Origin of the sequence: Actinoplanes sp. NPDC000266 (genome assembly GCF_042899005.1) — a bacterium.
Lineage (GTDB): Bacteria > Actinomycetota > Actinomycetes > Mycobacteriales > Micromonosporaceae > Actinoplanes.
Window position 1 is genome coordinate 299,823 of sequence record NZ_JBIAZI010000007.1, and the last position, 24,402, is coordinate 324,224.

The following is a 24,402-nucleotide window of genomic DNA, read 5'->3' on the forward strand; positions in this document are numbered from 1 at the left end:
GATGGCCGGCCTACTCCGCCGTCAGGCGGCGCCGTCCACGCCGGAGGAGGCGAGCGTGCGGGCTGACCTCGTCGCCGGCGCCCTGCGGCCCGTCCCCGAGTTCTGCGAGATCGTCGACGCGCACCTGCACGACGTGATCGAGCAGACCGGGGAGGCCGCGGAGGCGATCGTGCGGCAGATGCTGAAGGTCGACTCGCTGGCCGAGGTGATGGCGGGCGACGTGGTCCGCCTGGCCGGCACCCTCGACCGCACCGAGGACCAGCTGGCCCAGGCCGGCGACTCCAACGCTCAGCTCGTCGACCGGCTGGTCCGCTACTTCCTCTACCGCGACGAGCAGGTGCGGTCGCTGGTGGACGAGATGCGCGGGCTCAAGCAGCACGTCACCCAGATCGAGGAGGTCAGCAAGGCGACGAACATCCTCGCCCTGAACGCCATGATCGAGGCGGTCCGGGCCGGCGACGCGGGCGAGGGCTTCGCGGTCGTCGCGGACGAGGTGCGCAAGCTGGCCACCCGGTCGTCCCAGGCGGCCAGCGGCATCGGCACGATGATCGCCGATCTGACCACCCGGCTCGACGCGGTGCTCACCGACGACAGCAATTTCGACGAGAACGTCAAGACTGATCTGCCGGCCGGCGACACCGCGATGACCCGCCGTCTCAGCGGCATCGCCCAGGCCCAGCGGGAGATGTCGGAGATGGTGGCGGGCATCCTGCACGACACCGTCGACGCCGCCCAGCAGGTGCGGCAGAGTTCGGACGCGCTCACCGTCGAGACCACCGGCGCCGTGGGTCACGTCCAGTTCCAGGACATCAGCCGGCAGATGCTGGAGCACGTCGCGGACGCCGTCAGCGAGGTCAAACGCCAGGTCGAGGACACCATCGGGTACGCCGAGGGCGGTGTGCCGGCCGACAAGCTGACCGAGCGGGCCATCTCGGCCGAGGATCTGCGCAGCCGTCATGTCATGTCCCGGCAGCGGGTGACACACGGCGACAAGGCCGGCGTCGCGGCGGCCGCCGACGACACACCATTGATCGAATTGTTCTAGGACGGATCATGTCGCCCAACACCGAGCGGCCTACCGAGGCCGACGCCCTGCGGGCCCTGGCCGAGCTCGTCGGGGAGGAGACCGCGGCCGGGATGTGGGACCTCACGGTCCGCGCGCTCGGCCTGCGCCGCCCGGTCGAGTCGGTCTCCGACCTGCGCCAGGTCGCCGAGCACATGATGATCACCGGTGACCTGGTGCGGGTCGCCGGCCGCTCGCTGAAGGTCCGCGCCATCACGTACGACGCCTTATCACCGACAGGAGGACAGCCATGATGCTTCTCCAGGAGCGCCCGCGCACAGCAGTTCCCCACCACGACCGCCTCCTCGACGTGGCCCGCCTCGGGCTCGACCGCGAGGAGCCGCGACCTTACCTTCAGGAGATCGTCGACCAGGTGGCCGAGCGCCTCGGCGCGCCGATCGCCCTGGTCGACGTGCTCCTCGACGGCGCTCAGGTGTTCCTGGCCGGTCACGGCCCGGTGCCGGCCTGGATCGCCGAGGCCGGCGGCACGCCGATCGAGTGGGCGTTCTGCCGTCCGTTCCTCACCGACCGGCGGCCCCGTTTCGTGCGCGATCTGTCGGAAGACCCGATGTGGCGGGACAATCCGCTGGTGACCGTCGAGGGCGCCCGCGCGTACATCGGAGTGCCTTTGATCTCGCGCCGTGGGCACGTCATCGGTGGACTGTGCGCATTGGACCTGGCCCCGCGCGACTTCCCGGCGGAGACGATCGCGACGATGGAGCGCCTGGCGGACGAGGTCATCGACCGTCTTGAATCGGAGGCCGCCGCCCGCGGTTGAGCGGGGTCTCTGGGCGGCAGCCGGGGATCGGTGCCATGATGGGGGGTCGATCGGAGACCCCATCGTGAAGAAACAGCCGGTTCTGATCACCGACGCCGCCCGTAGCCCCGACGAGCAATACCGCAGCCGTCAGGTCCGCTACGTCAGCATGATGACCATCCGGGCCCTCTGCCTCATCCTCGGCGCGATCCTGGTCAGCGTCCGCCCGCCCCTGCTCGGCCTCTGGCTCGTCCTCTGCGCGGCCGGCATGGTCTTCCTGCCGTGGGCGGCCGTGCTCATCGCCAACGACCGCCCGGCCAAGAGCAAGGCCGAGCGGGCCGCCTCCGCCCTGGCCGCGAAACAGCAGGCCGGCCTGCCTCAATACACGCCCGAGGACGTCGAATATCTGACCATCGACGTCGAGCCCGAGCCTCGTCAGGAAGAGAAAAGCTGACGGGGGCGGGCCCCGATCTGTCCCACGGCCTCGGCGCCCAACCGGGCGCCGGCCGTCAGCGACGCCTCCGGCGCCGCGCCGGCACACCAGGCCGCGAGCAGACCGGCCGCGAAGGCATCACCGGCGCCGGTCGGATCTTTCATTCGGCGTACGCGCTGGGGCGCCACCGAGTGCAGATGACCGTCCCGGGAAGCCCAGGTCGCCCCGGCCGGCCCCTGCTTCACGACGGCGTTCCGCACGTGCTCGGTCAGCCGTCTCGCCTGCTCGGCGGCCGGGCCCGCGCCGGCCAGCACGTCGGCCTCGTCCGCATTGCAGAGCAACAGGTCGACGTCTCGTACCCAGGCAAGGAAAGCGGAAGCACCCACCGAGCGCAACGGCGCCGCCGAGGCCGCGTCGACGCTGGTCGTCCGGCCGGCGGCTTTTTGCAAAGCGGCCAGACCGCCCGGCCGTGACCCCTCGTGCAACAGCGGATAGCCCGAGAGGTGCAGGTGGGAGGCGCTCTCCACCGCGGCCCGCACGTCGTCCGGGTCGAGCAGCAGGGCGGCGCCCCGATCCGTGATCATCGTCCGCTCGTGCGGGCCGGCCAGCACCACAACGCTGCCGGTGACCGCGCCCGGATGGGCCCGCACCGCGCACCGCACCCCGGCCGCCGTCAGCTCGGCCACCCGCTCGCGGCCGGCGAGATCGTCGCCGACAGCGGCGACCAGCGTCACCTCATGACCGGCGTGGGCCAGCCAGGCCGCCGTGTTGGCCGCCTGGCCACCCCCGCTCACGGTGATCGCGGCGTCGGTGTCCGAGCCGAGCTCGATCGGCCCGACGTGCGCCACCAGCACGTCGGTGACCAGGTCACCGACGACGACGATGCCTGTGCTCACGCCGCGGAGAATCCCAGCGGCGCCGCCGGCCCGGCGGTCGCGACGGCGATCTTCGCGGCCAGCTCGGCGTTGCGCAGGATGATCCGCACGTTGACGGCCAGGCTCTGGCCCTCGGTGCTCTCGTGGAAGTGCCCCAGCAGGAACGGGGTGACCGCCTTGCCGGTGATGTGGTCGCGGGCCAGCAGTTCGAGGCCCTCGGCCAGGGTCCGGTCGTGCAGCGCGGTGTCGAGCTGCTCGTCGACCGGCAGCGGGTTGGCCAGGATCAGCGCGCCGGCCCCGACGCCCTGGTCGGAGCGGGCCCGGATGACGTCCGCGACCTGCTCGGGGGAGTCGAGCTGCCAGTCGATGTCGAAGCCGCCGTCGGTGATGAAGAAGCCCGGGAAGCGCTTGGTCCGATATCCGGCCACGGCCACGCCGAGGGTCTCCAGGCGCTCCAGCGTGGCGCCCACGTCGAGGATCGACTTCACGCCCGCGCAGACCACGACGATCGGCGTCTGCGACAGGGTGGTCAGGTCGGCCGACTCGTCGAAGGTGACGTTCGCCTCGCGGTGCACGCCGCCGAGGCCGCCCGTGGCGAAGACGCCGATGCCCGCGGCGGCGGCGACCGCGCTGGTCGCGGCGACCGTGGTGGCGCCGTCGGCCCGGGTGGCCGCGGCCACGGCCAGGTCACGCACCGAGAGCTTGGCCACGCCCTGGGCCAGCGCCAGGTGCTCGACCTGGGCGTCGTCCAGGCCGACGATCAGCTCGCCGCCGATCATGCCGATGGTGGCGGGCACGGCGCCCTGGTCACGCACGGTCTGCTCGATCTCGCGGGCCACACGGAGGTTGTCCGGGTGCGGAAGCCCGTGCGAGATGATGGTGCTCTCCAGCGCGACCACCGGCCGGCCGTCCCGGCGGGCACGGGTCACGTGCTCGCCGTATCGAATCGCGAAGTCTGTCACGCCACCTACCGTACGGCTTTGATCATTGGACCGGTCCGGAGGTTGCTGTCACACTTGCGGGTTGGAGCTTTGTTCTCGCCGTCGAGGCCGGGGGGACCGGCGGCGACACAACCGAAGGGCAGATTTCACGTGAGCACTCAGATCCTGGAGCGTCCGGAGACCAAGGACGCCGACACCGGGCCGGAGATGTTCCACTACGTACGTAAAGAGAAGATCGCCGAGAGTGCCGTGATGGGCACGTTCGTGATCGCACTGTGCGGCGAGAAGTTCCCGGTGACCAAGTCGCCGAAGCCGGGCTCGCCGGTGTGCCCCCAGTGCAAGGAGATCTACGAAGCGATGACTCGCTGAACGAGGGCATGCTCAGCGCCGACCTCGTCGGCGTCGCGGTCTTCGCGGCGTCCGGGGCCTCGGCCGGAGTGATCAAACGGCTCGACCTGTTCGGCGTCGCCTTCGTCGGCTTCATCGCCGCGCTCGGCGGCGGCATCGTGCGCGATCTGGTCATCGGCGCGGTACCGCCGCTCGCGTTCGCCGACTGGCGTTACGCGGTGACCGCGGTGCTGACGTCCCTGGCCGTGTTCTGGTTCCACCCACAGTTGTCGAAGCTGCGCCGGCCCGTCCTCGTCCTGGACGCGGCCGGCCTCGGCCTGTTCACCGTCACCGGCACGCTCAAGGCGCTCGACGCCGGGGTGCCGGCCGTCGGCTCCTGCCTGATCGGCATGCTCACCGCCATCGGCGGCGGCCTCGCGCGCGACCTGCTGATGGGCGAGGTCCCCGTCGTTCTCCGGCGGGACATCTACGCCGTCGTGGCCCTGGCCGGCGCGATTATTGTCACGATTCTGCGGGGACTTTCCCTGGATTCCTTCTGGGCGCTGGCCGCGACCGCCCTGTTCATCACGGGTGTCCGGCTCATCGCGCTGTACCGGCGGTGGTCCGCTCCGGTCGCTGCGCCGTAACCGGCGCGGGCCTGCCCCCGCGGCTATGCTGGTTGCCGCCTCCGGCTCTCACAACCGGGGGTTCGTTGTTTTTACGAGGGGACCGTTCGAGCTTTGAGCCCGCCACTGCCGAAACTGGAAACCTTCCCCGACCTGCGTGACTGGCAGCGTAAGGCCCTGGTGACGTACCTGCGCCGCCGCAGCGACGACTTCATGGCGGTGGCCACGCCGGGCGCGGGCAAGACGACCTTCGCCCTGCGGATCGCGGCCGAGCTGCTCGCCGACGGCACGGTCGAGGCGGTCACCGTGGTCTGCCCCACGGAGCACCTGAAGGCCCAGTGGGCGTCGGCCGCGGCCCGGGTCGGCATCCAGCTCGACCACCAGTTCCGCAACTCCGAGATCCACTCCTCGGCCGACTTCCACGGCGCGGTCCTGACCTACGCCCAGGTCGGCATGGCCCCCGCCGTCCACCGCCGCCGCACCATGACCCGGCAGACCCTGGTCATCCTCGACGAGATCCACCACGCCGGTGACTCGCGGAGCTGGGGCGACGGCGTCAAAGCCGCTTTCGAGCCGGCCGTACGCCGTCTGATGCTCACCGGAACTCCGTTCCGTTCCGACGAGAACCCGATTCCGTTCGTCGAGTACGAGCGCGGCGACGACGGCCTGCAGCGGTCGCGGGCCGACTCGGTCTACGGATATTCGGACGCGCTGAAGGACCGGGTCGTGCGGCCGGTGCTCTTCATGGCGTACTCCGGAGAGACCCGCTGGCGGACGAACGCGGGTGACGAACTCGCGGCCCGCCTCGGCGAGCCGATGACCAAAGACCTGATCGCCCAGGCCTGGCGTACGGCCCTGGACCACCGGGGCGACTGGATGCCCCAGGTGCTGAGGGCGGCCGACGCCCGCCTGACCAAGCTGCGCGAGCACGGCATGAGCGACGCCGGCGGCCTGATCATCGCCAGTGACCAGCAGACCGCCCGGGCGTACGCGAAACTCATCGGCGAGATCAGCGGCGAGCAGGCGACGGTCGTGCTCTCCGACGACGAGGGCGCCTCGGGCCGGATCGCCACGTTCGCGGCGTCCGAGCAGAGGTGGATGGTCGCGGTCCGGATGGTGTCGGAGGGTGTCGACATCCCGCGCCTGGCGGTGGGGGTCTACGCGACGAGCGCGTCCACGCCGTTGTACTTCGCCCAGGCCATCGGCCGCTTCGTGCGGGCCCGGCGCCCCGGCGAGACGGCGACAGTGTTCCTGCCGAGCGTGCCCCACCTGCTGGGCCTGGCCAGCGAGATGGAGGCCCAGCGCGACCACATCCTGGGCGCCCGCAAGGAAAAAGACGGCCTCGACGACGACATGCTCGAGCGGGCCCAGCGCGAGGAGAACGCGGAAGGCGAGCTGGAGAAGCAGTTCGAGGCGCTGGGTGCCACGGCCGAGCTCGACCAGGTCATCTACGACGGCGCGTCGTTCGGGATGGGCGCGCAGACGGGAACGGCGGAAGAGGCGGACTACCTGGGCCTGCCGGGCCTGCTGACCCCCGACGAAGTGTCGATGCTGCTGAACAAGAGGCAGTCGGAGCAGTTGGCGGCCCGCCAGCGCGTCGAGAAGCAGAAGACGGCCGAGCCGGTGCCGGCACAGCGGGAGGCCCCACCGGCGATGACGGCGGGGGAGCGCCGCAACAGCCTGCGCCGCCAGCTCAACACGCTGGTGGCGGCTCACCACCACCGCACCAACCTCCCCCACGGCAAGATCCACGCCGAGCTGCGGCGCCTGTGCGGGGGCCCGCCGAGCGCCCAGGCGACGATCGAGCAGCTCGAGGAGCGCATCGCCACGATCCAGACGCTGTGACGTGTTAAGTCCTCTTGACGTCAAGAGGACTTAACACGAAGATGGAAGCATGCTTCTCGACAGAGTGGTGCACTGGAATCTCGATCTCGACGGCGATCTGTACGGCGACGAGCGCGAGCGCTACCGGTGGTATGAGGGAATCGCCACGGCCGCCTCGCTGCAATGGCTGACGATCCCGTGGGCCGCGGCGATCATGGTGTGGCCGCTGGGCAAGCCGGCGGTGCTGCCGCTCGCGGTCGTGATGGTCCTGCTCTATGTGCCGATGATGCTCAGCACGATCTACGTGCGTCACCGCCGTGTCGACACCACGCCGCGCTCCTGGAGCGGCAAACGGATCTTCCTGACGGTCGTCAACGGCGCTCCGGCCGCGGTGTTCCTGATCGGCTCGCTCTACGTGTACGACCCCGAGGGCGCCACGTGGCGCGGTGCGGCGTTCGGCGGGGTCTTCGCCGCGATCGTGGTTCCCATCGCTCAAGTGATCGAGACCCGCCGCCGGCGGCGTCGAGAGGCGGCTCTGGCACTCACCGGGGACGAGGACTGATGGCACCACCTTCCGGCCCGGTGCGCGCACCGGAGGCGGGCGGCGCTGCGGGCACGCGCATCAGGGCCGCCCGCAAGGAGGCCGGCCTGACCCAGCAGGGCCTCTCCGCAGCCGTCCAGGTGAGCCGCCAGACCATCATCGCGATGGAGACGGGCGACTACGCCCCTTCGGTGTACCTCGCTTTGAAGGTCGCCAAGGCCCTCAACACGTCCGTGGAGCGCCTATGGGACGAGGAGGTGCCCACACCCACCCCAGCCTGACCTCGTCGCCCTCAGCGCCCGCTGAGCCCAAGCCGGCACCGGAAACCGCGCGTCACCAAGGTCAGCCAGCGTTGAGCGCTCCTGCGTTGAGCGCTCCTGCGTTGAGCGCTCCCGCGCTGAGGGTTCCCGTGTTCAGGGTTCCCGTGTTCAGGGTTCCCGCGCTGAGGGCTCCCGTGCTGAGGGCCCAGCGTTGAGCGCTCCGGCGTTGGGGTCTCCAATGGTGGGGACCAGCATCGAGGGCCCAGCGCTGATGGCTCTGGCGTTGAGGCTCCGGCGTTGAGCGCTCCGGCGAGGAGGGCTCAGCCGGTGCGGAGGGCGGGGGCTGCGCTGAAAGCGTGGGCCGCCTCGAGCGACGCCCGCTGAGCCCGAGCACGGGGCGGGATTGGCGCGGTATCTAGAGCGCGGTCCGCGCTGAGTGCCCGGGCTTCGTCGGGCGCCGTCTGCTGGGCCCGGGCCGCCGCGGAGGGGCGCAGCACCTGGCGCGCGGCGGGCTGTGCCGTGTGCGGAGCGTGCTGAGCTGCGCAGCACCAAGCGCGGACCGTGCCGAACCCCGCCGCGTGCCGCGCGTGGAGCGTGGAGCGTGCCAAGCCTCGGCTGCGCGGCGCGCGGACCGTGGCGAGCCTGAGCTGTGCCGTGCGCAGGTCATGCCGAGCCCGGGCCGTGCCGTGCGCGGAGCGTGCTGAGCTGCGCAGCGCCGAGCGCGGACCGTGCCGAACCCAGCCGTGCCGCGCGTGGAGCGTGCCAAGCCTCGGCTGCGCGGCGCGCGGACCGTGACGAGCCTCGGCTTTGCCGTGCGCAGGTCACGCCGAGCCCCGGCTGTGCCGTGCGGAACCCGTGCCGAACCGTGCACAGGCCGCGCCGAACCTGTGCCGTGCGGAACCCGTGCCGAGCCGTGCGCAGGCGGTGCCGAACCTGTGCCGTGCCGGACCCGTGCCGAGCCGTGCCGAGCCCGGGTCGTGCCGTGCGCAGGTCATGCCGAGCCCGGGGCCGTGCCATGTGCAAGCCGTGCCGAGCGTGGGCTGCAATGCGCAGGCCGTGCTGAGGCTGGGCTGTGTGCCTAGCAGGAGGCGCTGTGGTGAGCGCTGGGCATGAGAAGGGGCGCCCCACACCGTGGGCGCCCCTTTAGAGTCCGTTCGGGGGGATCGGCTCTTTTAGTTGGAGTTAGACATCATGTGGGCGCCGCGCCACGTGAATTCCGGATCGGCCGCGTACTGCACTGCGATCTTCACCAGGTCTTCGGCGTACCGGTTGGCGTGGTGTCCGCAGAACACCAGCTCACTGCCACCCGCCAATGTCAAACGGAGCTTTCCGGCTGCATTGCAGCGGTCGCACCGTTCATCGGCTGCGGTGCCGGCCAAACTATCCGCCGGCGGCGTGAGAGTCGGGGTCATCGCCTTCCTCCTCTGATCGAACCGATGAACACGTTCCTCGGCTACTGCTCACATCGTGCAACACCCTGCACCGTTGCGGCCTTCCCACTGTGCCCCGGGGGGACCGAGGTCACACGTGCTGGGCTAAGTGTGCCGTGATCCAAGGGTGCCACGTCAACGATCACTTCGACACAACGGTCTGATCACCACCCGTTGATGTACGGGTGGTGACCATTCGGGCACGCGCTGTTGACTTAGTGCCCTTAGTCCAGGTAGTCCCGGAGGACTTGCGAGCGGGACGGGTGTCGCAATTTCGACATCGTCTTCGACTCGATCTGACGAATTCGCTCACGGGTGACGCCGTACACCTGGCCGATCTCGTCCAGCGTGCGGGGCTGGCCGTCGGTCAGGCCGAAGCGCAGCCGTACGACGCCCGCCTCGCGCTCCGAGAGCGTCTGCAGGACCTGCTGGAGCTGGTCCTGGAGCAGCGAGAAGGAGACCGCGTCGACCGCGACGACCGCCTCGGAGTCCTCGATGAAGTCGCCGAGCTGGCTGTCGCCCTCGTCGCCGATCGTCTGGTCCAGCGAGATGGGCTCACGGGCGTACTGCTGGATCTCCAGCACCTTTTCCGGCGTGATGTCCATTTCCTTGGCCAGCTCCTCCGGGGTGGGCTCGCGGCCCAGGTCCTGGAGCAGCTCGCGCTGAATGCGGCCGAGCTTGTTGATGACCTCGACCATGTGCACCGGGATGCGGATGGTGCGGGCCTGGTCGGCCATGGCGCGGGTGATGGCCTGGCGGATCCACCAGGTGGCGTACGTGGAGAACTTGTAGCCCTTGGTGTAGTCGAACTTCTCGACCGCGCGGATCAGGCCCAGGTTGCCTTCCTGGATCAGGTCGAGGAAGGCCATGCCACGGCCGGTGTAGCGCTTGGCCAGCGAGACCACGAGCCGGAGGTTCGCCTCGAGCAGGTGGTTCTTGGCGCGCTCGCCGTCGCGGCCGATCCAGCGCAGGTCGCGCTCCATGTTGCGCTCGAGCTTCTCCTCGCCCTCGTCGCAGGCGCGCAGGCGCTCGGCGGCGTAGAGGCCGGCCTCGATGCGCTTGGCCAGCTCGACCTCCTGCTCGGCGTTGAGCAGCGGGACCTTGCCGATCTGCTTGAGGTAGGCACGGACCGAGTCGGCCGACGCGGTGAGCTCGGCGTCGCGGCGCGCCTGCTTGAGCGCCTCGGACTCCTCGTCGTCCCACTCGAAGTCGCCGTCGGTGGCCGAGCTGGCGGCGTCGGACGCGGCGGCCGCGACCATGGCGGCCGGCTCCTCGACGACGACGTCCTCGATCTCGGCGGCGAGCTCCTCGGGATCGATCTCGCCCTCGGCGGGGCCCTCGCCGGGAGCAGCCGGCGCGCCGGCCTTGGCGGGGGCGGCCTTCTTGCCGGGGGCCGCCTTCTTGGCCGCCGCGGCCTTCTTGGCGGGCGCGCCGGCGGCCGGGTCGGCCCCACCGGCGGCGGCCGCCGCCTGCTTCGGGGCCGGGGCCGGCGCCTTGCGGGCGGGCGCGGCCTTGGCCGTGGTGGCCTTGGAGGCGGGGGTCGCGGCGCGAGCCGCGGCGACCTTGCGGCGGGTGCTGGCCGAACCGTCGACGACGACGGTGACGGCGGCGTCGACGAGACCGCGAAGAATCTTCTTGGCCTGAGCCGGATTCACCCCGGCGGACTCGAGCGTTCGCGCGACCTCGGCCGACGTGATTTGCCCGCCCGCGCCCTGGGCATGAGCGATCAGGGCCTCGGTGAGAGAACGAACGTCGGCACCGTTCTGGTGGGCTTCTGTCACGAAAGACCTTCCGGAGGCGATGAGGTTGAGCACGGCCATGAGCCCAGCACAGCGCACGGCGAGGAGGCTGGCCGGTGTTGGTGTGGGGACCCCCGGGACGCGGCACCTCGATGGTCTTGGTGTCCGCGAAGCGGTGGGTAGGCGTGAATTGTAGCGCCGTCCTGCGAGATCCTCCCGTTGCAGCACGCCGCCAGGGGCCGCCGACCTCGCCGGAGACACCCGGCGCGAGAATGGTATCGGCGGAAAGGGCGAAAACGTGAGCGAGTTTCGGTCGGCATCGACACCGGGCGTTCTGCTGGAGATCGCGGTGGGACTGGCCCGTGACGCGGCCGCCACGGCGCGGCGGCTCCGGGCCGAGGCGATCTTCGACGTGGAGACCAAGAGCACGGCCACGGACGTGGTCACGGCGGCCGACAAGGCGGTGGAACGCCAGGTCATCGACGCTTTGCGCGAGTTGCGGCCGGGTGACGGGGTGCTCGGCGAGGAGTACGGCGACGCGGCCGGCGAGGGCGCCGTCCGGTGGATCCTCGACCCGATCGACGGCACCGTGAACTATCTGTACGGGCTGCCGCAGTACGCGGTCTCCCTCGCGGCCGAGGCCGAGGGCGAGATTGTTGCCGGAATCGTGATCAACGCGGCCACCGGCGACGAGTGGACGGCCACCCGGGGCGGCGGCGCCTTCCGGGGCGATCGACGCCTGAAAGTTACGGGACCGGCCGAGCTGAGCCAGTCACTGGTCGGCACCGGCTTCGGCTACGACGCCCGGCGCCGGGCCCATCAGGGTCAGGTGCTGGCCGGGTTGATCACCCAGGTGCGTGACATCCGGCGGTTCGGCGCGGCGGCCCTCGACCTGTGCGCGGTCGCCGAGGGCACGCTCGACGCGTACTACGAGAAGGGCCTCAACCCGTGGGACCACGCCGCGGGCGGCCTGATCGCCCGGGAGGCCGGCGCGATCGTGGCCGGCCTGCGCGGGGCGCCCGCGGGTGCCGACATGGTCGTGGCCGCCCCGCCGGCGATCTTCAACGATCTCCACGACCTGCTGGTGAGGCTGGACGCGGCCGGAGGAGCCTAGGAGTCCTCGGACTTCTTGAGGCAGCCGCCCGGCGGCACCGTCGGCTCGCCCACCTCGACCAGGGACTGGTTGACCTCGGTGGTGGTGGCGAGCTGGCGGAACTCGTTGCCGATCACGATGTCGATGACGGCGCCCTTGCGCTTGGCGTTGTACGACATCTTCGACTGGGCGAGGAAGTAAGCCCGGAGCAGCTGCGCCTTGCCGACGGTGTCCGGGCCGAACCGGATCTCGGCCACGCCCTTGAACTTGGTCTTGCTCTCGGCCGGTTTCTGGACCGTGAAGCGCCTGTTCTTGAACTCGCTGGTCACGCTGTCGGCCAGGCCCGTGGTGTTCGTGCCGTTGAAAACCTTGACGGTGACCTCGGCCGGGTCGTCGGGCAGCCGGGTGTCGACCATCGGCGCCCCCTCAGGGCAGCCGGCCCCGCTCGTGGCTCCCCCCTGGGAGTCCTTGACGAGCGCCACGATGACGAAGACGACCGCGGCCACGGCGAGCACGCCGACGACGACGAGCGCTCGTACGCGCGCAAAACTCATGGGGCTGGCTCCAGGGATCCGGGGTGTGACGCCCGCCGGGGTAGGAGCGGGACCTGTCGGAAGGTTAGCGTCTGCCCGCCAGCCGTGCGGAAACAGGGAATACTTCCGGCGCGCCGACGATGATCGAGACGCTTGTACCCCTACCTTGATGTCGCCTCGGTCACATCGGGAACAATGGCGTGCCCATGCGCGTACAACTTTGCCGCAGTAGCGGTAGGGTTCCGCGCTCGCCGGGGCAGATTCAAGTGTTGGGGGCAGTGTCAGAAATCGTCCGGCGGAACCGGGAACCGAAACAACGTCCTTGACGTTACTAACGCCAAGTGACACATCGATACAGGAGAGTGAAAACCGATGGCCACCGACTACGACGCCCCGCGTCGCGATGAGGTCGACCTCGGCGAGGACAGCCTCGAGGAGCTGAAGTCCCGCCGCGCCGACTCGCAGTCGGGCGCAGTGGACGTCGACGAGGTCGAGGTGGCGGAGAGCTTCGAGCTTCCCGGCGCCGACCTTGCCGACGAGGAGCTCACCGTCAAGGTGCTGCCGATGCAGACCGACGAGTTCCGCTGTGCCCGCTGCTTCCTCGTGCATCACCGCAGCCAGCTGGCGACGGAGCGCAACGGGGAACTGATCTGCCGCGAGTGTGCCTGACCAGGCACGCGCGCGCAGCGCGTCACACCCGGCCGTGCGAAAGCGGTCGGGATTGAGGCCGTTGCCCGGTTTGGCGGGGGGTCGACACCGGGCATCACGATGACATCAGCAGCCTCGGCCGATGACGGGAGGACGACGATGAGCTCCGAGCAGTCCGTACCGGACGTGGCGAAGGACGTGGCGAACGATCCCGTGGAGACGCCGGCGCAGACGGCCGCCGATGTCGAGTTGAGCAAGACTGTCGCCGCACTGACCGCCGACGATCTGGAGCCCGAGGGGCGGAGGCAACTCCTCGGCAGGCTCGTCGGCGACGTGCGGCGGCGTGGACTGGGCCAGGTCTTCCGGCCCAAGGCCGCGATCCGCTGGATGGCGGACGTGGTGGCCGACGTCGCCCCGCACGTTCCCGTGCGCGACCAGGCGACCCTGCGGCGGCATTTCGCGGGGCTGAGCGACGACGATCTGGCCGATCGCCTGATCCGCAACGCCCAGCGCACCACGGCCAGCGTGGGCGCGGCCGGCGGCGGCGTGGCCGCGGTGGAGTGGGTCGCCGCGCCGACCCTGCTCTCGGCGCCGGTGCTGCTGGCGGCCGAGACGGTCGCCGTGGTGGCGATCGAGATGAAACTGATCGGCGAGCTGCACGAGATCTACGGGCAGCCGGTGCCCGGCACGTTCGGGCAGAAGGCCGTGTCACTCGTGCAGGCGTGGACCGACCAGCGTGGCGTGAACCCGCTGGTGCCCGGCGTCGGCGTGGCCACCGTGCTCGGCACGGCCGCCCGCCGGGACCTGCAGCAGAGCCTGCTCAAGCGCTTCGGGCGGCACCTGACCATGTTCGGCCCGTTCCTCACCGGAGCGGCCGTGGCGGGATATCTGAACCGCCGCGCGACCAAGAACCTGGGCGAGCACGTACAGAAGGATCTTCAGAAGAGAAGCCGGAAGGTGATCGACGCGGCCTAGGAGGCGTCGCGAGCCGCCAGCAGCGCCGTGGCCAGCTCGACGGGACGCCGGGTGCTGATCACCCAGTACGGCGTCGGGTCGTCCGGGTCGTCGAGCAGCACCTGCACGGCCGGGCCGATCCACGGCCGCTGGATCACAAAAGCGAGCGGGTGGGCGCCCACGCCCAGCGCCTCGCGCTTGCCCTCCATGTCGAGCGCGACCACGTCGGCGATGAACCGCACCGGCAGCCGGGCGTCGTCCACCCGCAGCTCGCCGCCGGTGACCTCGACCTTGATCCGCCCGATCCAGGCCATGACGGCGAGGGTGGCCGGGGTCAGCACCGCGAACGGCACCCAGATCGGCAGGGTGGGGAAGCCGATGGTCAGCTCCACGCCGAGGATCACCACGACCAGCAGGCCGACGGGCCACATCCACCACCGGAGCGAGAGTCGCTCTCGGTGACTGGTGGGTGCGGTGGTGCGCGCGGGAGACTCCGGTGTCACCCTGGAAGGGTACGGCGCGCCTCCGCGACCGGGCACGGCAGGATGGCAGGGTGGGTCCCGCTTGCCCGCCGCCGCACGAGTGAGGAACCTCTGTCTTGACCGATGTAGTCATCCGGATCCGCCGGATCGACCCCGATCTGCCGCTGCCGGCCTACGCGCACCCCGGCGACGCCGGGGCCGACCTGGTCGCCGCCGAGGACGCCGAGCTCGCCCCGGGGGCGCGGCAGGCGGTCCGCACGGGCATCGCGGTGGCCATCCCGGACGGCTACGTGGGCCTGGTCCATCCCCGCTCGGGCCTGGCCGCGCGCCTCGGTGTCACGGTCCTGAACGCGCCCGGTACGGTCGACGCCGGCTACCGCGGTGAAGTTCTGGTGATCCTGGTCAACCACGACCGGCACACGCCGGTCAAGATCTCTCGCGGCGACCGCATCGCCCAGCTGGTCGTCCAGCGGGTCGAGCGAGCCGCGTTCCACGAGGTCGACGAGCTCGACGACACCGCACGCGGTGCCGGCGGGCACGGCTCGACCGGTGGGCACTCAGGTTTGAAAACGGAAGGTGGCAGTGATGTTCTCCCGTAAGCGCGGCGGCCCCAAGCACGTGCGTGCGACCGACGCGCCGCCCTCGGAGGCGCTCGCCCAGAGCCTCGCCGCGGACGACGAGCCGGTGGCGCCCGAGCGCGGCCCCTGGGACCAGAAGTTCGCTCCCGACGATGTGCAGCGTCTCGACCTGGGCAGCCTGCTGATCCCGGCCGTCGACGGCGTCGAGGTGCGGGTGCAGGCCAACCCGGACGGGGCGGTCGAGCAGATCGTGCTGGTCGACGGCGAGAGCGCGCTCCAGCTGGGCGTGTTCGCCGCTCCCCGCAGCGAGGGCATCTGGGACGAGGTCCGCGAGGAGATCCGCCAGGCGATGGCCTCCGACGGCGTCTCCCCGCGCGAGATCAACGGCCCGTACGGCACCGAGCTGGCGGCCCGGGTCAACACGCCGGAGGGCCCGGCCGACGTCCGGTTCGTCGGCGTGGACGGCCCGCGCTGGATGGTCCGGGCGCTCTACCAGGGCGCGGCCGCGGCCGACCCGTCCCGCGAGGGCCGGCTCGGCGAGGTGCTGACCGGCCTGGTGGTCGTCCGCGACGCCGAGGCCCGCCCGGTGCGCGAGGCGCTGCCGCTGCGCCTGCCCAAGGAGATGACCGATCAGGCCGCCGCCGAGGCGGAGCAGGCTCAGGCGAACGGTCACCAGCCGCAGTAGGGCTCGTGACCGGGATCACCAAGGGCGTACGGTGTAACTCATGAGTAGTACGGACGAGCGCACGGGCCTGCGCAAGTTCTTCGACCGGCTGACGGCGACCGACTCGGAACTCGACGCGCGGGACCTCCAGCGCGAGGTGGCCAAGTGCGGCGCCATGCCGGCCGGTCAGTGCACCCGGGGTCAGGTCGTCTCGGTGAACGGCCGGTTGCGTACGGTGGCGTACACTCCCCGCACCAACCTGCCCACGCTCGAGGCCGACCTCTGGGACGGCAGCGACGTGGTTACGCTGGTGTTCCTGGGACGGCGCTCCATCGCGGGCATCGAGCCCGGCCGTCAGCTCACCGCGCGCGGGCGCATCGCGATCCGCGACGACCGCAAGGTGATCTACAACCCGTACTACGAGCTGGAGGCGCCCCGGTGACTGGCAGCGAGCCGCGTCACGCCGCGCACGAAACCGTGGAGGAGCGGCTCGCCGAGGAGGTCGTCGAGGAACTCGACCTCCACCCGGTCAAAGAGCCGGAGGACGAGCCTCTTCCGTCGATGAGCGAGCAGATCGCCGAGCAGCTCGGCGGTGTGCGCGGCCTGGTCGAGTCGAGCCTGCCGGTCTTCGCCTTCGTGATCCTCAACGTGGTCCTCGGCGACGCCGTCGTGGGTCTCGAGAAGCGCACCGCGCTCTACTGGGCGATCGCCGGCGCCGTTTTCGCGGCGGTGGGCATCGGGGCGTACCGGCTGATCCGGAAAGAGCCCGTGCGCCATGCGGTGAACGGACTGTTCGGCATCGCGATCGGCGCCTTCCTGGCCTATCGCACGGGCAAGGCGGAGAACTTCTACCTGCCCGGCATCCTGCTCACCTTCGGGCAGGCCGCGGTGCTGCTGCTCTCGGTGGTCGTGCGCAAGCCGCTCATCGGGTACGCCTGGGGCATCATGGCCAACAAGGGCCAGCAGAACTGGTTCGGCAACCAGCAGCTCTTCCGGACGTTTCAGTGGCTCACCCTGGTCTGGGTGGTGTCGCTCTGCGTCCGGGCCGGCATCCAGTACTACCTGTGGGCCCAGGGCGAGGCCAACGCCCTGGGTATCGTCCGCATCCTGATCAGCTGGCCGATCTACGCGGCCACGTTCGCCTTCTCGGCCTGGGCCATCCACCGCGTGACGTCGCGGACTACTCAGCCGAGCTAGCACCCAGCACGACCGCGCGGATCTGCTCCTCCACCTCGGTGGTGCAGACGAAGATCAGCTCGTCGCCGGCCTCGAGCGGGTCGTCGCCGGTCGGCACCATGACCCGCTTGCCGCGCAGGATCGCCACCAGGGCCGAGTCGCGGGGCAGCGGCACCGACCGGACCGGCTGGCCCTCGTACGGCGCGTCGCGCGGCAGGGTGATCTCGACCAGGTTGGCCTCGCCCTGGCGAAAGGTCATCAGACGTACGAGATCTCCGACCGTGACCGCCTCCTCGACCAGAGCGGCCATCAGTCGCGGCTTGCTGACGGCGACGTCCACGCCCCACTGCTCGTTGAAGAGCCACTCGTTCTCGGCCCGGTTGACCCGGGCCACCACCCGCGGCACCGCGAACTCGGTCTTGGCCAGCAGCGACACGACCAGGTTGGCCTTGTCGTCGCCGGTCGCCGCCACCACCACGTCGCAGGAGGCCACGTCGGCCTCCTCGAGGCTGCTCAGCTCGCACGCGTCGGCCAGCACCCAGTCGGCCTCGGGCACCCGCTCCGGGCGCAGCTGGCGGGGCTGCCGCTCGATCAGCATGACCCGGTGGCCGTTGCCGATCAGCTCCTGGGCGATCGACCGGCCGACGTTGCCGGCCCCCGCGATGGCGATCCGCATGGTCAGTGCCCTTCCTTGTCGGCTCCGGAGGCGATGTCCAGCACCGTGGCCACGGTCTCGTCGGTGACAAGCATGAACACCTGGTCGCCGTCCTGGATCACGGTGGAGGCGGTGCCCAGCGTGCCCATGCCGAAGCGCATCAGATAGGCCACCCGGGCCCCGGTGCGGTCCTCCAGCGAGCGCAGCGTGCGGCCCACCCAGTCGCGGTGCAGGGGCGCCTCGACGATCGAGACGACGCTGGTCGGGTCGCGGAACACCTCGACCGTGCCCTCGGGCACCAGGTGGCGCATCATCCGGTCGGCGGCCCAGCGGATCGTGGCCACCGTCGGGATGCCGAGCCGCTCGTACACCTGGGCCCGCCGGGCGTCGTAGATGCGGGCGACCACGCGGGTCACGCCGAACGTCTCGCGGGCCAGCCGGGCCGAGATGATGTTGGAGTTGTCGCCGCTGGAGACCGCGGCGAAGGCGTCGGCCCGCTCGATGCCGGCCTCGCGCATCACGTCGCGGTCGAAGCCGATGCCGGTCACCGTGACGCCGCCGAAGTCGGCACCGAGGCGGCGGAACGCGTCGGAGTTCTGGTCGATCACCGCCACCGAATGGCCGCGGGCTTCGAGGTTCTGGGCGAGCGTCGACCCGAGCCGCCCACATCCCATGATGACCACGTGCATCCGATGAGGGTCGCATGCGCCTCCCCGAGGCGGCGGGCGGGGCGGGGTACGTACGCTTGGCACTCGTGGCAAGTACGACCTCTCTCGCCAAGCGGCTGCTGTTGGGCAGGCCGTTCCGCTCCGACAAGCTGCAGCACACGCTGCTGCCCAAGCGGATCGCTCTGCCCGTCTTCGCCAGCGACGCGCTGTCGAGCGTGGCCTACGCCCCCGACGAAATCCTGCTCACCCTCTCGATCGCCGGCGCCGGCGCCTTCTACATCTCCCCGTGGATCACGCTCGCCGTCGCGGTCGTGATGGTCACGGTGGTCGCCAGCTACCGGCAGAACGTCTACGCCTATCCGTCCGGTGGCGGCGACTACGAGGTGGCCACGGTCAACCTCGGCCCCCGCGCCGGCCTGGGCGTGGGCAGCGCCCTGCTCGTCGACTACATCCTCACCGTGGCCGTGTCGACCGCCTCCGGCGTGAGCAACCTCGGCTCGGTGGTGCCCTTCGTGGCCGAGCACAAGGTCGCCTGCGCCATCGGCGCGATCGCCATCCTGACCGCGCTCAATCTGCGTGGCCTTCGAGAGTCGGGCACGGCTTTCGCCGTACCCACCTATCTCTTCATCATCGTGATCGTCGGGATGATCCTCACCGGGCTGTTCCGGGTCTTCGTGCTGGGCCAGGACCTGCAGGCCCCGAGCGCCGGCCTGACCATCGCGGCCGAGGAGGATCACCTCACCAGCTTCGGGTTCGCCTATCTGCTGTTACGGACGTTCTCCTCGGGCTGCGCGGCCCTGACCGGTGTCGAGGCGATCTCCAACGGCGTGCCCGCCTTCAAGCCGCCCAAGAGCAAGAACGCGGCGACCACCCTGATGCTGCTCGGCGGCATCGCGATCGTCATGCTCGTCGGCATCGTGCTGCTGGCCCGGGCCACCAACCTCCAGTACGTCGAGGACCCGGCCCTGCAGATCATCGCGGCCCCCGACGGCTACGTGCAGAAGACGGTCACCACCCAGCTCGCCGAGACGGTCTTCGGCAACGGCTTCCTGCTCTACGTGGTCGGCGCGGTCACCGCCCTGATCCTCTTCCTGGCCGCGAACACCGCCTTCAACGGCTTCCCGGTGCTCGGCTCGATCCTGGCCCAGGACCGCTATCTGCCCCGGCAGTTCCACACCCGCGGCGACCGGCTGGCCTTCTCCAACGGCATCGTCTTCCTCGCCATCGCGGCGATGGTGCTGGTGGCGGCGTTCCAGGCCGAGGTCACCCGGCTCATCCAGCTCTACATCGTGGGCGTCTTCGTGTCGTTCACGCTGTCGCAGGGCGGCATGATCCGGCACTGGAACCGCCTGCTGCGCACCCAGCGCGATCCCGAGAAACGCCGGCGGATGATCCGCTCCCGGGCCATCAACGCGTTCGGCATGTGTCTCACCGGCGCCGTCCTGATCATCGTGCTGGTCACGAAGTTCCTGCTCGGCGCGTGGATCGCGATCGCCGCCATGATCGTCATCTACGCGCTCATGCTGGCCATCCGCAAGCACTACACCCGGGTCTCCCGCGAGCTCGAGCCGACCGACGAGCGGCCGGTGCTGCCGTCCCGCAACCACGCGGTCGTGCTGGTCAGCAAGGTCCACATGCCGACATTGCGGGCGGTCGCCTACGCGCAGGCGACCCGGCCCGACTCGCTGACCGCGGTCACGGTCAACGTCGACGACAAGGACACCCGGCACATCCAGGAGGAGTGGGAGCGGCGCCAGATTCCTGTGCCGCTCACGGTGGTCGACTCGCCGTACCGCGAAATCACCCGCCCCATCATCGATTTCGTCAAGGGCATCCGGCGCGGCTCGCCGCGCGACGTGGTCACCGTCTTCGTCCCCGAATATGTGGTCGGCCGCTGGTGGGAGAACCTGTTGCACAACCAGAGCGCCCTGCGCATCAAGGGCCGGCTGCTGTTCGAGCCGGGCGTGATGGTCACCAGCGTCCCGTGGCAGCTCCAGTCGAGTCAGGACCGCGACCTCGACCGGATGGACCGCGGCCTGGTCCGCGCTCCGGCCCGGGGTCCCCGTACCCGGGGCGCTTCCTCGGCGGAGGCGAACGATGAGCAGTGATCCCGTCCAGGAGCTTGTTCAGGGCGACCGGGTGGAGCTCACGGTGGGCGCCCCCGCGCACGGAGGCCACTGCGTCGCCCGTCTCGGCGGCCCGCACGGCCGCGTCGTCTTCGTCCGCCACGCCCTGCCCGGCGAGCAGGTCACGGCGGAGATCACGGAGCTGCACAAGGGCTTCCTGCGGGCCGACGCCGTCGAGATCCACGTGGCTTCGCCCGACCGGGTCACGCCGCCGTGCCCCTTCGCCCACCCCGGTGGTTGCGGTGGCTGCGACCTCCAGCACGCTTCGGGCGACGCCCAGCTGAGCTGGAAGACGGCCGTAGTGCGCGAACAGCTTTCGCGGTTGGCGGGCATCGATCATCCGGTACGCGTCGAGGCGCTCCCCACCGCAAGCGGGGACCCCCGCTTCGCCGAGGAATCTGCCGCGGCGTCCGAGCGCGCCGGTCACGCCCTGTCGGGCGAGACCTCAGACCTTCTGGGCTGGCGCAGCCGGGTGCGCTACGCCGTCGACGCCCTGGGCCGCCCCGGCCTGCTCAAACACCGGTCGCACGAGGTCGTGCCGATCGACCGCTGCCGGATCGCCCACCCCGCCATCCAGGAGCTGGACCTGCTCCAGCTCGACTGGCCGGACGCCGACGCCCTGGAGGCGGTGGCCACCACCGGCGGCGACGTGGCCGTCCTGGCCCGCCGCGGCAGCGCGCCCACCGACGACCCCACCGAGGCGCCGGCCGGTGTCCGCACCCGCCTGCGCGGCCCGGCCGAGGTCACCGAGGTCGCGGCCGGCCGCACGTGGTCGATCCCGCCCCAGGGCTTCTGGCAGGTCCATCCGCGGGCCGCCGACACGCTGGTCGGCACGGTCCTCGAGATGCTGCAACCGGCCGAGGGTGAGGTGTCCTGGGACCTCTACGGCGGGGCCGGCCTGTTCGCGGCCGCGCTGGCCACCCGGACGAAGGCCCGCACCACGGTCGTCGAAGCCGCACCGACCGGCGTCGCCGCGGCCCGCGCCAACCTGGCCGGCCTGCCCGGCGCCGAGGTCGTCGAGGCCCGGGTGGACCACGCCCTGAGCCGCCGCCGCGTCACCGGCCCGGTCGACCTGGTGGTGCTCGACCCACCACGGGCCGGCGCCGGCGCCAAGGTGGTGAAGGCGATCGCCGCCGCCCGCCCCCGGGCCGTGGCCTACGTGGCCTGCGATCCGGCCTCGCTGGCCCGGGACATCGCGACGTTCCGCTCGCTCGGCTGGGAGCTGGCCGCACTGCGGGCTTTCGACTGCTTCCCGATGACCCAGCACATCGAGTGCGTGGCGCTGCTGACGCCCTGAAGTTACCGTGTGGTAACCATCCCGCCCGGTGACTTCCCGAGGAGCTTCGCATGAGCACGTTCACCAGCCGTGAGATCCGGCTCGCCGCCCGCCCGCAGGGCTGGCCGGCCGACGACACGTTCGAGGTCGCGGAGGTGACGGTGGGCGCGCCGGCGGACGGTCAGGTGGTGGTGCGGAACCTGTTCATGTCGGTGGACCCGTACATGAGGGGCCGGATGAACGACGTGAAGTCGTACACCCCGCCGTTCCAGGTCGGCGAGCCCTTGGATGGCTCGGCCGTCGGCGAGGTGGTGGCCTCGGCGTCATCCACGGTGCCGGTCGGCGCCACGGTCCTGCACGGTCTGGGCTGGCGCGAGTACGCGGCGCTGGACGCCTCGAAGGTGCGCGTGGTCGACCCGGCGGCGGCCCCGGTGTCGGCCTACCTGGGCGTGCTCGGCATGACGGGCCTGACGGCATATGTGGGCCTCCTGGACATCGCCCAGTTCAAGGAGGGCGACACGGTCTTCGTCTCGGGCGCGGCAGGAGCGGTGGGCAGCATCGCCGGCCAGATCGCCAAGCTCCGCGGAGCCAAGCGGGTCATCGGCAGCGCCGGCTCCGCCGCGAAGGTCACCCACCTGACGGAGGACCTGGGCTTCGACGCGGCCTTCAACTACCGGGACGCCCCCGTCCGCAAGCAGCTGCGCGAGGCGGCCCCCGACGGCATCGACGTGTACTTCGACAACGTGGGCGGCGACCATTTGGAGGCCGCCATCGGTTCACTGAACAAGTACGGCCGGGTCGCCCTGTGCGGGGCGATCGCCCACTACAACGACACGGAGCCCCCCGCCGCCCCGCGCAACCTGGCTTTGGCAATCGGCAAGGAACTGAATTTGCGCGGCTACATCGTCACCAATCACGGCGCGCGCATGCCCGATTTCGCCACCGACATGGCCACCTGGCTACGCGAAGGCAAAATCACGTGGCAGGAAACAATCGTCGAGGGCGGAATCGAGGCAGCGCCGGGCGCTTTCCTGGGCTTGCTGCGCGGCGCGAACACCGGCAAAATGGTAGTGCGCCTTTAGCGACAGCTTGTCATTGCCGCGGGGCCTCCTCCGTGCATCCGGAGGCCGCCGCGGCTGACCAGGACCACGTGGCTGGGCCCGGCCCGTCCTCAGTGATCAGGCGGTGCGCCTCGCGCTTCAGGGTTCGAAGCTCCGCCGCGGCGACGCTCGTGTTCGCGCCGGAAGGCATCGTTATCGGACGAGAGGATGAGGTCACGCGCGGCGTTGATCTGTTCCCGGGAGAATGTTTCACGCTGTTGGAATCGCATGACTAATTATCCCGCCGGCTGCCCGCGAAAGCTAATAATTGTCATTCATCAAGAGGGGATCTGTCTATTTCTGGGTCGGGACGCCCAAGGGGAGGAGGGGTTGCGTCCACGAAGTGGTGTATCACCTGGTCGTTCCCAGCAGACAGAAGCGGCCATCGCAGATCCTTCGGATTGTCTAGATCAAGAAGGAGAACCCGCGATGGCCGCAGAACCGAGTCTGAACGTCGCCAGTCTGTTGCGCGAGCATCTTGAATCGGCGAGCCCTGATCTACTGCGGGCGATGGTCCAAACCTTCGCCGAGACGCTGATGTCGGCCGAGGTCGACGCGGTCTGCGGTGCTGAGTACGGCGAACACAGCGACGAGCGCACGAACTCGCGGAACGGCTACCGGCAGCGCGACTGGGACACCCGGGCCGGCACCGTCGAGCTGGCGATCGGCGAAACTGCGGCACGGCTCTTACTTTCCGGACTGGCTGTTGCAGCACCGCCGCCGCGCCGAACAAGCCCTCGTCAGCGTGGTCGCGACGTCGTATCTGCTCGGCGTCTCGACCCGGCGGGTGGAGAAGCTGGTCGAGCAGCTCGGCATCAAGTCGCTGTCCAAGTCGCAGGTCTCGGAGATGGCCCGGCATTTGGACGCCCAGGTCGAAGCGTTCCGCAACCGGCCCCTGGACGCCGGACCCTATGTGTTCGTCTGGCTCGACGCCCTGGTCCTCAAGGTTCGCGAACACGGTCGCATCATCAACGTCCATGGCCTGGTCGCGGTCGGGCGCCCACGCCGGGCTGGTCAACGCGATCGGGGCGGCCCTGCCCGGCGCGTCCTGGCAGCGTTGCCGCGCCCACTACCTGCGCAACCTGCTCGCCAAAGTTCCCAAGTCCGCGCAGCCATGGGTCGCCACCCTGGTCCGCACGGTCTTCGACCAACCCGACACCGAAGCGGTCGAAGCCCAATACGCCCGGGTCCTCGAGATGATCGGCGAAAAGTTCAGCGACGCCGCCGAACACCTCGACGACGCCCGCGCCGACCTGCTCGCCTTCACCGCGTTCCCGCGTGAACTCTGGCGCCAGATCTGGTCGAACAATCCCATCCGCCGCCGCACCGATGTCGTCGGCATCTTCCCGAACCGGGCCGCGATCATCCGCCTGGTCGGCGCCGTGCTCGCCGAACAGACCGACGAATGGGTCGAAGGACGCCGCTACATGGGCCTGGACCTGATCCGCAAAGCCCGCCTCACACCAGTCAAGACCAGCCAAGACACCGAACCCGAGCAGACCGCCGAGATCGCCGCCTAACATCAACTCACACGGATCAGCGATGGCCGAGTCATACACCACCCCAACGGGCGCGACCGGAGGAGGCGCCTTGCGCCGTGGCGAGCCGGGCACCCGTGGCGCGCCGGCCCGGC

General features: G+C 70.4%; 28 protein-coding genes and 1 pseudogene. 20 read left to right on the forward strand and 9 right to left on the reverse strand.

Going from position 1 to position 24,402, the window contains the following annotated elements; all coding sequences use genetic code 11:
• Position 1 precedes the first annotated feature (1 nt).
• The 4 genes from ACFY36_RS28850 to ACFY36_RS28865 all read left to right on the forward strand — a co-directional run bounded on the left by ACFY36_RS28850 (position 2) and on the right by ACFY36_RS28865 (position 2,274).
• Entirely contained in the window at positions 2–1,045 is a 1,044-nt protein-coding gene (locus ACFY36_RS28850; RefSeq protein ID WP_499749037.1) for a methyl-accepting chemotaxis protein, read from the forward strand.
• An 8-nt stretch (positions 1,046–1,053) separates the two neighbouring features.
• Entirely contained in the window at positions 1,054–1,317 is a 264-nt protein-coding gene (locus ACFY36_RS28855) for a hypothetical protein (protein WP_499749038.1), read from the forward strand.
• Positions 1,314–1,841, forward strand: coding sequence for a GAF domain-containing protein (locus ACFY36_RS28860; protein ID WP_499749039.1), 528 nt, complete (start codon positions 1,314–1,316; stop codon positions 1,839–1,841). Before ACFY36_RS28855 ends, ACFY36_RS28860 begins: the two co-directional genes overlap by 4 nt.
• Before the next feature lie 64 nt (positions 1,842–1,905).
• Positions 1,906–2,274: a DUF3099 domain-containing protein gene (locus ACFY36_RS28865; RefSeq protein ID WP_499749040.1), complete on the forward strand. Its 369-nt coding sequence runs from the start codon at positions 1,906–1,908 to the stop codon at positions 2,272–2,274.
• On the opposite strand, the gene ACFY36_RS28870 is transcribed toward ACFY36_RS28865, so the two are convergent.
• Positions 2,256–3,149, reverse strand: coding sequence for a carbohydrate kinase family protein (locus tag ACFY36_RS28870; protein ID WP_499749041.1), 894 nt, complete (start codon positions 3,147–3,149; stop codon positions 2,256–2,258). The two genes, ACFY36_RS28865 and ACFY36_RS28870, sit on opposite strands and share 19 nt — an antisense overlap.
• A complete protein-coding gene (locus ACFY36_RS28875) occupies positions 3,146–4,090 on the reverse strand; it encodes a pseudouridine-5'-phosphate glycosidase (RefSeq protein WP_499749042.1) in 945 nt (314 codons plus the stop codon). Before ACFY36_RS28875 ends, ACFY36_RS28870 begins: the two co-directional genes overlap by 4 nt.
• Before the next feature lie 129 nt (positions 4,091–4,219).
• Here ACFY36_RS28875 and ACFY36_RS28880 point away from each other — a divergent pair, with 129 nt between their 5' ends.
• From ACFY36_RS28880 to ACFY36_RS28900, 5 genes are all read left to right on the forward strand, one after another.
• Positions 4,220–4,438: a DUF3039 domain-containing protein gene (locus tag ACFY36_RS28880; RefSeq protein ID WP_499749043.1), complete on the forward strand. Its 219-nt coding sequence runs from the start codon at positions 4,220–4,222 to the stop codon at positions 4,436–4,438.
• An 8-nt stretch (positions 4,439–4,446) separates the two neighbouring features.
• Positions 4,447–5,043, forward strand: a complete 597-nt coding sequence (locus ACFY36_RS28885) for a trimeric intracellular cation channel family protein (RefSeq protein ID WP_499749044.1) — start codon at positions 4,447–4,449, stop codon at positions 5,041–5,043.
• A gap of 93 nt (positions 5,044–5,136) precedes the next feature.
• Positions 5,137–6,867 (forward strand): DEAD/DEAH box helicase, encoded by a 1,731-nt coding sequence (locus tag ACFY36_RS28890; protein WP_499749045.1) that lies wholly within the window; start codon positions 5,137–5,139, stop codon positions 6,865–6,867.
• A gap of 49 nt (positions 6,868–6,916) precedes the next feature.
• Entirely contained in the window at positions 6,917–7,408 is a 492-nt protein-coding gene (locus ACFY36_RS28895) for a hypothetical protein (protein ID WP_499749046.1), read from the forward strand.
• A complete protein-coding gene (locus ACFY36_RS28900; RefSeq protein ID WP_499749047.1) occupies positions 7,408–7,668 on the forward strand; it encodes a helix-turn-helix transcriptional regulator in 261 nt (86 codons plus the stop codon). The genes ACFY36_RS28895 and ACFY36_RS28900 overlap by 1 nt, the downstream gene beginning before the upstream one ends.
• A gap of 61 nt (positions 7,669–7,729) precedes the next feature.
• Here the strand turns inward: ACFY36_RS28900 and ACFY36_RS28905 are convergent, their stop codons facing one another.
• The 3 genes from ACFY36_RS28905 to ACFY36_RS28915 form a co-directional block, all read right to left on the reverse strand.
• Positions 7,730–8,041 (reverse strand): pentapeptide repeat-containing protein, encoded by a 312-nt coding sequence (locus ACFY36_RS28905; protein WP_499749048.1) that lies wholly within the window; start codon positions 8,039–8,041, stop codon positions 7,730–7,732.
• 778 nt (positions 8,042–8,819) lie between these two features.
• Entirely contained in the window at positions 8,820–9,059 is a 240-nt protein-coding gene (locus ACFY36_RS28910; RefSeq protein ID WP_364659508.1) for a DUF7455 domain-containing protein, read from the reverse strand.
• Between the two features lie 242 nt (positions 9,060–9,301).
• Positions 9,302–10,897, reverse strand: a complete 1,596-nt coding sequence (locus ACFY36_RS28915; RefSeq protein ID WP_499749321.1) for an RNA polymerase sigma factor — start codon at positions 10,895–10,897, stop codon at positions 9,302–9,304.
• A 217-nt stretch (positions 10,898–11,114) separates the two neighbouring features.
• On the opposite strand from ACFY36_RS28915, the gene ACFY36_RS28920 reads away from it, so the two are divergent.
• Positions 11,115–11,930 (forward strand): inositol monophosphatase family protein, encoded by an 816-nt coding sequence (locus ACFY36_RS28920; RefSeq protein ID WP_499749049.1) that lies wholly within the window; start codon positions 11,115–11,117, stop codon positions 11,928–11,930.
• Here the strand turns inward: ACFY36_RS28920 and ACFY36_RS28925 are convergent.
• Positions 11,927–12,463, reverse strand: coding sequence for a LytR C-terminal domain-containing protein (locus ACFY36_RS28925; RefSeq protein ID WP_499749050.1), 537 nt, complete (start codon positions 12,461–12,463; stop codon positions 11,927–11,929). The genes ACFY36_RS28920 and ACFY36_RS28925 overlap by 4 nt on opposite strands.
• Before the next feature lie 351 nt (positions 12,464–12,814).
• On the opposite strand from ACFY36_RS28925, the gene ACFY36_RS28930 reads away from it, so the two are divergent.
• On the forward strand, positions 12,815–13,111 hold the full coding sequence (locus tag ACFY36_RS28930) for a DUF4193 domain-containing protein (RefSeq protein ID WP_097322121.1): 297 nt from the start codon (positions 12,815–12,817) through the stop codon (positions 13,109–13,111).
• Positions 13,112–13,249: 138 nt separating this feature from the next.
• A complete protein-coding gene (locus ACFY36_RS28935) occupies positions 13,250–14,065 on the forward strand; it encodes a hypothetical protein (RefSeq protein ID WP_499749051.1) in 816 nt (271 codons plus the stop codon).
• Here the strand turns inward: ACFY36_RS28935 and ACFY36_RS28940 are convergent.
• Positions 14,062–14,547, reverse strand: a complete 486-nt coding sequence (locus ACFY36_RS28940) for a DUF3093 domain-containing protein (protein WP_499749052.1) — start codon at positions 14,545–14,547, stop codon at positions 14,062–14,064. The two genes, ACFY36_RS28935 and ACFY36_RS28940, sit on opposite strands and share 4 nt — an antisense overlap.
• A gap of 95 nt (positions 14,548–14,642) precedes the next feature.
• On the opposite strand from ACFY36_RS28940, the gene dut reads away from it, so the two are divergent.
• Genes dut through ACFY36_RS28960 form a run of 4 tightly spaced genes read left to right on the forward strand, consistent with a single transcriptional unit; the run spans position 14,643 to position 16,965 of the window.
• Entirely contained in the window at positions 14,643–15,125 is a 483-nt protein-coding gene (gene dut, locus ACFY36_RS28945) for a dUTP diphosphatase (protein ID WP_499749053.1), read from the forward strand.
• Positions 15,112–15,789: a DUF3710 domain-containing protein gene (locus tag ACFY36_RS28950; RefSeq protein WP_499749054.1), complete on the forward strand. Its 678-nt coding sequence runs from the start codon at positions 15,112–15,114 to the stop codon at positions 15,787–15,789. Before dut ends, ACFY36_RS28950 begins: the two co-directional genes overlap by 14 nt.
• Positions 15,790–15,829: 40 nt before the next feature.
• Positions 15,830–16,210 (forward strand): OB-fold nucleic acid binding domain-containing protein, encoded by a 381-nt coding sequence (locus tag ACFY36_RS28955; RefSeq protein WP_498691511.1) that lies wholly within the window; start codon positions 15,830–15,832, stop codon positions 16,208–16,210.
• A complete protein-coding gene (locus ACFY36_RS28960) occupies positions 16,207–16,965 on the forward strand; it encodes a DUF3159 domain-containing protein (RefSeq protein WP_499749055.1) in 759 nt (252 codons plus the stop codon). The genes ACFY36_RS28955 and ACFY36_RS28960 overlap by 4 nt, the downstream gene beginning before the upstream one ends.
• Here ACFY36_RS28960 and ACFY36_RS28965 read toward each other — a convergent pair.
• Positions 16,949–17,626, reverse strand: coding sequence for a potassium channel family protein (locus ACFY36_RS28965; protein WP_499749322.1), 678 nt, complete (start codon positions 17,624–17,626; stop codon positions 16,949–16,951). The genes ACFY36_RS28960 and ACFY36_RS28965 overlap by 17 nt on opposite strands.
• Complete coding sequence (locus ACFY36_RS28970; RefSeq protein ID WP_499749056.1) at positions 17,623–18,288, reverse strand: potassium channel family protein; 666 nt, start codon at positions 18,286–18,288, stop codon at positions 17,623–17,625. The genes ACFY36_RS28965 and ACFY36_RS28970 overlap by 4 nt, the downstream gene beginning before the upstream one ends.
• 14 nt (positions 18,289–18,302) lie before the next feature.
• Between ACFY36_RS28970 and ACFY36_RS28975 the strand changes: the two genes are divergently transcribed.
• The 4 genes and pseudogenes from ACFY36_RS28975 (at position 18,303) to ACFY36_RS28990 (ending at position 24,289) form a co-directional block, all read left to right on the forward strand.
• Complete coding sequence (locus tag ACFY36_RS28975; protein WP_499749057.1) at positions 18,303–20,375, forward strand: APC family permease; 2,073 nt, start codon at positions 18,303–18,305, stop codon at positions 20,373–20,375.
• Complete coding sequence (locus ACFY36_RS28980) at positions 20,365–21,690, forward strand: class I SAM-dependent RNA methyltransferase (RefSeq protein WP_499749058.1); 1,326 nt, start codon at positions 20,365–20,367, stop codon at positions 21,688–21,690. The genes ACFY36_RS28975 and ACFY36_RS28980 overlap by 11 nt, the downstream gene beginning before the upstream one ends.
• 50 nt (positions 21,691–21,740) lie before the next feature.
• A complete protein-coding gene (locus ACFY36_RS28985; protein WP_499749059.1) occupies positions 21,741–22,751 on the forward strand; it encodes an NADP-dependent oxidoreductase in 1,011 nt (336 codons plus the stop codon).
• A 447-nt stretch (positions 22,752–23,198) separates the two neighbouring features.
• Positions 23,199–24,289, forward strand: a pseudogene (locus ACFY36_RS28990) (transposase).
• The last annotated feature ends 113 nt before the right edge of the window (positions 24,290–24,402 follow it).